Annotated in this window: 4 protein-coding genes and 2 pseudogenes; 5 read left to right on the top strand and 1 reads right to left on the bottom strand. The window is 69.3% G+C overall.

Translation table 11 applies throughout. From position 1 onward, the window contains the following. The 3 genes and pseudogenes from ACFOM8_RS22500 to ACFOM8_RS22490 all read left to right on the top strand — a co-directional run. Window positions 1-153 (top strand): annotated as a pseudogene (locus ACFOM8_RS22500) (electron transfer flavoprotein subunit alpha/FixB family protein); the annotation flags it as partial. A gap of 203 nt (window positions 154-356) precedes the next feature. After that, a complete protein-coding gene (locus ACFOM8_RS22495; RefSeq protein WP_377764601.1) occupies window positions 357-767 on the top strand; it encodes a proline racemase family protein in 411 nt (136 codons plus the stop codon). 73 nt (window positions 768-840) lie between these two features. Then, window positions 841-957, top strand: a pseudogene (locus ACFOM8_RS22490) (proline racemase family protein); the annotation flags it as partial. A 311-nt stretch (window positions 958-1,268) separates the two neighbouring features. Here the strand turns inward: ACFOM8_RS22490 and ACFOM8_RS22485 are convergent. Next, a complete protein-coding gene (locus tag ACFOM8_RS22485) occupies window positions 1,269-2,573 on the bottom strand; it encodes a cation:proton antiporter (RefSeq protein WP_377764600.1) in 1,305 nt (434 codons plus the stop codon). A gap of 165 nt (window positions 2,574-2,738) precedes the next feature. On the opposite strand from ACFOM8_RS22485, the gene ACFOM8_RS22480 reads away from it, so the two are divergent. Both ACFOM8_RS22480 and ACFOM8_RS22475 read left to right on the top strand, forming a co-directional pair. Then, the gene (locus ACFOM8_RS22480; protein ID WP_377764599.1) at window positions 2,739-4,010 is read left to right on the top strand and encodes a hypothetical protein; all 1,272 of its coding nucleotides are present in this window, start codon (window positions 2,739-2,741) and stop codon (window positions 4,008-4,010) included. Between the two features lie 2 nt (window positions 4,011-4,012). Beyond that, window positions 4,013-4,729, top strand: coding sequence for a COG3904 family protein (locus ACFOM8_RS22475; RefSeq protein WP_377764598.1), 717 nt, complete (start codon window positions 4,013-4,015; stop codon window positions 4,727-4,729). The last annotated feature ends 138 nt before the right edge of the window (window positions 4,730-4,867 follow it).

Genomic DNA, 4,867 nt, shown 5'->3' with positions numbered 1-4,867 from the left:
TCGGGCGCCATCCAGCACCTCGCCGGCATGAAGGACTCAAAGGTCATCGTCGCCATCAACAAGGACGAGGAAGCCCCCATCTTCCAGATCGCCGACTACGGCCTGGTGGGCGATCTGTTCACCGTCGTGCCGGAAATGACGGAAAAGCTCTGAAAGATTCTTCTTGGGCACGCATCTCCGAGAAGCCGCGCGCCCGGGTGGAAGGCGGATCAGAAAAAGCCCCAGTGGGCATTTTCCGGCAAGCAGGGAACGGCAGGCCCGAACGGGGGATGAAACGCTCCCCGCTTTCCTGACCCAGGGAAGCGGGACAAAAGCGGCGCCCTGCCCCATCAAAGCCGCATGACAGAGAGACGTTCATGAACAGACCGCTGATGATCACGGGCCTGTTCGCGGGAACGATGGGCCTTGCCGCGACCGCCCAGGCCCAGTCCCAGGCCCAGGCCCAAGCCCAGGATTGCGATGCAATCCTTGTGCTGCACGATGTCCGGAGCGCCGGGGTGCTGGCCCAGGCGGACAGGTTCATCCTGGAAAACGGCTATCGCTGCGACGCGGAAACCGTGGCGGGCGACACGGTGCCCACCACCACATCCATGGTGGAAAAGGGCGAACCCGACGTGTCCGCTGATACCCATGCCGGAACGCCGATGCGCGTCACCACCGGCGGCATCCCGCATATCCCCGGCGCTTCCGTTTACGATAAGATGAAATGGCTGGAGGAAAAGGACGACGGGTTGCGCAAGCTGCTGCTGCGCCAGCCGCGCGGCTAACCGGCCCATTGCTGCAACATCCTTGTTCCGCCCAGCCATCCCGAGGCGCAGGCCGGATACATCATCATGGAGCATGATCGAATATCCGGTGATGTCGGGCGGCAAAACCATCTCGGTCGCAACGGTGCTGCTGGAAACGGGCATCCCGCCGATGCAGGAACCCGTGACCGAACTGGTGCTGGAGGCGCCGCCGGGCTGGCCGCGCCCGACCTGGACGCCATGCGCCGGCATCACCGGGAGCGTCCGAGCCCGCATGTCGCGGACCGCGGCCGTGGCGCGGACCTGTTGCGGTTCGACCGTGGGAACAGGATCGGTCCGGCGGCGGCAACCGGCACCTCGCGGCGGACAAGATCATGCTGCACGGCCCGTGCGCGCGTGGCCGCGCGCCCCATCAGAACAATGGCGGCGCTTGCCTGATCGCCGCGGCCCGACGGCGCGATGTCGCGGCGATATTCTGGCGGGCAGGGCGGTCCGGCGGACGGGTCGATCCAGGGCGGCGGATCAATCCCTGGCGGCCGGACCCTGCAATCCCGGCGGCGGCGTGGCATCCGCATCGGGATTGCGGCCCTGCGTCCGATCCAGCAGGCGCATGACGGGCGTCACCGTCAGCCCGTGCATCAGCACGGACAACAAGACCACCAGGCCCACGATGGCCCACAGCCGCTCGCTGCCCGCGACCTCCATGTGGTTCAGCCCGTAGGCCATGTAATAGAAGGATCCGACGCCGCGGATCCCGAAAAAGGCGATGGTCAGCTTTTCGGCCCGGTCGGCGCGGAATCCCCAAAGGCCGATCAGGCCCGTCGCCGGACGGATCGCCAGCAGGATGATCCCCGCCGCCGCGGCGTCGGCCCAGGACAGCCCCTGCAACAGGCCCCGCGCCAAGGCGCCCCCGAACAGCAAAAGCAGCACCATCATCGCCAGCCTTTCCACCTGTTCGGTGACATCGTGCATCTCGCGGTGGAAGTCGTGGCTGCGATGGGCGTGGCGGAAGGTCAGGGCGGTGACGAAAACCGACAGGAAGCCATAGGAGTGGATGATCTCGGTCAGGCCATAGGACACGAAGGTGGCGGCCAGCGCGATCAGCCCGTCGCCGGTCTGGGCCAGCTTCGTCTCGGCGGGGATCCTGAAGGTGACCCAACCGAAGGCGCGGCCGATCAGCCAGCCCCCCGCGATGCCCGCGCCGATCTCCCACAGGACGTTGTAGGTCAGCCACTTCGCGGCCCAGGGCTGGCCCGTTTCGGCGGTCAGGGCCAGGGCGATGGCGAGGTGGACAAAGGGAAAGGCCGCCCCGTCGTTCATGCCCGCTTCCGAGGTGAGGCCGAAGCGCACCTCGTCCTCCTCGCCGGTCGTGGGCGGGCCCACCTGCACGTCCGAGGCCAGGACCGGATCGGTCGGGGCCAGCACCGCGCCCAGCAGCAGGGCCACGGGCCAGGGAAGCCCCATCCATGTCGCCGCCAGAACCGTGATGGCCGCGATGCTGAGCGGAAGGGTCACAAGGATCAGCCGCCAGGTCACCTGCCAGCGGCGCAGCCCGAAGACCCGGTCCAGCTTCAGCCCCGCCCCCATCAACGCGATGATCACCACGAATTCGGTGAAGCGTTCGGCGATTTCGGGATATTTCAGGGGCGAGGGCGCCAGCGACACCTGCGGCAGCGAAAACAGCGCCGCCCCCAGGGCGATGCAGACGATGGGCAGCGACAAGGGCAGCCGCCGCAGCGCCAGGGGCAGCCAGGCCACCAGGGCGATCAGAAAGCCCGTGCCGGTCAGAACCAGGATATAAGGGTCGGGCTGAAGAAACGTCGCCATGGGAAAGCAACGCGGGGGCGGGGGGTTTTGCTCCCGCCGGGCCGCGGCCCCATGCGCGGGTCCCGGATTCCGGCCGTCTCGCCAAACTGTGACCGCCTGCCGCGTGACTTGCGCACCGGCGCGCCCTTATCTCGGATCGTCACCCCCCATGCGCGCGGAGAAGCCATGAACGATCCCCTTTCCCCGGCAGAACGTTCCGGCGACCGCCACGCGCGGGAACTGGAACGGCATCTCGACTGGCTGGACAGCTTCACCTCGACCGCGCTTGGGGTGCTGGCGGCGGCGTCGGGGATCTATACCTATCTGGGGGTGCGCACGCTGCTGGACGATCCGGGAGTCTGGACGACCTTCGCGGCGCTGTCCTATTCCATCGCGGTATCCGTGGGCATCTTCGTCTTCTGGTCCTATATGCTGCGGCTGCTGCCTGCTGTCAGGACGGCCCCGGCGCGGGGCGGGCTGCTGCTGACCATGGCGCTTGGCTGCGTGGCGATCATCGCCATGTCGTCCTGGCTGAACGCGGCCGCCCTGGCCGGGGGCGCGGCGGTGGAAACGCACATGGCGACCACCGTGCAGCAGTATCAGGCCGCCCTGGAACGCGCCCATGCCAATGCGGTCGCGGGCCAGTCGCTGGGGCGCGACGTGGCCCGGGTGCGCCAAAGCTTCGGCGATCTGTCCGAACAGGAAGCCGGCGGCACGCTGTCGGGCTTTTCCGGGCGCGGCGCGGTGTTCCGCGTGCTGACCCAGAAGGGGGCCGAGCTTCAGGCGCTGGAAGACCAGATGACCGGCGTGGCCGGGCCCATCGAGGACGCCTTCGCCGAAGGAAACGCCATCCTGGCCCGGATGCGCGGCCTGTCGGTGGAACCCGGCGCGATCGAGGACCGCACCGTCCGCTTTTCCGAGGATGCGGTGGAACTGTCCGGCCTGATCACCCAGCTTCGCCAGCTGAATCCCGCGCTGCTGGTCGCGCGGGCGGCGCAGGATCTGGCGGATGCGGTGGTTCTGCCGGAACTGGACGGCGGCACGGCGGATGTGCGGGCGGGGCAGAACAGCACCATCGCCTCGGTCCTGCTGCTGGTGGAACAGCGGGCGGCGACGCTGACCGCCGCCGCGACCGAGGTGCTGGCCCTGCCGCAGCCGTCCGAGGCGATCTATGCGCCCCTGTCTGCGGCGGACGCGGTGATCGCCTATGCGGGCAATTTCATTCCGGCCTGGGCGGGCGCGATCTCCATCGACCTGCTGCCCGCCGTTCTGGTTTTCGTGATCATGGTTGTCCAGGCCGCGATCCGCGCCGGCCGGGGCGAGACGCTGAGCGACGACCGCATGACGGTGGGCGAACTGCGCGCGGCGCTGGCGGCGGCGGATCTGCTGCGCCAGCCGGCCGATCCGGCCCCCGCGCCCGCCGATCCGCCGCGCGCGCTGGTCCGGCCGGGGGAATAGCGATGGGGCTGTTCTCGACGCCGCAGGGCGCCATCCGGGCCGTTCTGCTGTCGCAGGTGCTGATGGCGGGCGCGATCGTCGCGCTTGACCTGCGCGGCGCGCCCGGCGCCCCTGCCCCGGGCCTGTTCGCGCCGCCCGCGCAGGGGCCGGGCGTGCGTCCCTACCGCCCCGACCTGCGCCCCGCCGCCCCCGGCGCACCGGCCATGCGGCCCATGCCCGAGGCGCTGGAGTTTTCCGTGGACGACAACACGATCCGCATCGCGGGCCAGATCGCGCCGGGCGATGCCGACCGCTTTGCCGCCTGGCTGGACCGGAACCGGCCTTCCGGAACGCTGGTGTCGCTGGACAGTTCGGGCGGGTCGGTGGCCGATGCCCTGGCCATCGGCCGCACGATCCGCGCGGCGGGATACGACACCGAGGTCGCGGAAGGCGCGGTCTGCCTGTCCGCCTGCCCCTATGTCCTTGCGGGCGGCGCCGGGCGCCGTGTCGCGCCCGGCGGCGTGGTCGGGGTTCATCAGCACGATTTTGGACAGAACACGATCCTTCCCGCCTTTATGGCCGTGCGCGACGTGCAGCGCGGCCAGGCGGGGGTCATGGACTATCTGACGGAGATGGGCGTGGACCTGCGCCTGATGTCCCACGCCCTGCGCACCCCGCCCGAGGAGATCGCCATCCTGACCCCCGAGGTGATGGCGGAACTGAGGCTGGTCAGCGGCTGAGACCTGTGCCGGGCGCGGCCTGCGTCAGGGGCGCGGAATGGTCCCGCACCCCTCCCCCCCGGTTCTAGCCCATCACCTTTGCCAGCGCGCCGTCGATGGCGTCGGTGATGGCGTCGATGTCGTTTTCCGTGGCGATCA

It is taken from the genome of Paracoccus angustae (assembly GCF_042648745.1).
GTDB lineage: Bacteria > Pseudomonadota > Alphaproteobacteria > Rhodobacterales > Rhodobacteraceae > Paracoccus > Paracoccus angustae.
The sequence above is the reverse complement of the archived record's forward strand: the minus strand, read 5'-3'. Positions and strand labels throughout refer to the sequence as shown.